Here is a 704-nt window from a genome sequence, read left to right as displayed (position 1 = left end):
TTCGCGACATCGTTATAACGGGGAACACCGGCTCCGGCGGAATGAGTAAGGTTGTTGAGCGGTATTCTCCTGCCGGCACGTCGTTCAGCACCACCTATCAAGGGCTTGTCATTAAAGATAACCCGATTTCCACTTCGGCCGGCGGCGGGGTCATCAATCCGACGTGCACCGAAGGGTCAGTCAGTACGTTTATACAAACATCTGCGTTGGATGCTTCGTTTCGTACGAGAGTGAATATCGGGCAGTATTTGTTTACGTTCGATATAGCCTCGACCATGTTCAAAGCCACTTTCGGGTTAACGCAAAACGACCCATCCATGGCGGACACATTTGTCGCTGGCTACTATTACAACCAGTCTAACGGATATCTGCACATTAAACTGAACAGGTCCGCGCCGTGCTATGTGACGGTAAACTTTAAGATCAGTCAGGTTGTGCCGGCGATAACATCCGTGGCCATCTAATGGCTCGTTGTGGCGGCTCAGTCGATTTAGGTTCCACCTTGCGGCCGATTTGCACGCCGCGGGCCCAATTCCTGATCGGCTTTTCAAAGATGAGATAGATGACACAGGACACGGCGATCCCGGCTGCCGCATAGATACAGAAAAGGACTTGAATCGGGAGCGCACCGAACAAGTCACGGTGCGTCAGAATTAATTTGATAACAGTCACGTGCACCAGGTACAGCGCAAAACTCGCTTCCC

At 51.7% G+C, this 704-nt stretch carries 2 protein-coding genes; one reads left to right on the top strand and one right to left on the bottom strand.

Going from position 1 to position 704, the window contains the following annotated elements; all coding sequences use genetic code 11:
* Positions 1 to 464, top strand: a 464-nt coding sequence (locus ACTJKP_RS27055) for a hypothetical protein (protein WP_440632856.1), incomplete at its 5' end; no start/stop codon positions are given.
* On the opposite strand, the gene ACTJKP_RS27050 is transcribed toward ACTJKP_RS27055, so the two are convergent.
* The coding region (locus ACTJKP_RS27050) for a hypothetical protein (RefSeq protein WP_440632855.1) at positions 424 to 704 on the bottom strand (281 nt) is incomplete at its 5' end. The two genes, ACTJKP_RS27055 and ACTJKP_RS27050, sit on opposite strands and share 41 nt — an antisense overlap.

The organism is Brucella sp. 22210, from assembly GCF_052045675.1.
In the GTDB taxonomy this organism is placed as follows: domain Bacteria; phylum Pseudomonadota; class Alphaproteobacteria; order Rhizobiales; family Rhizobiaceae; genus Brucella.
The sequence above is the reverse complement of the archived record's forward strand: the minus strand, read 5'-3'. Positions and strand labels throughout refer to the sequence as shown.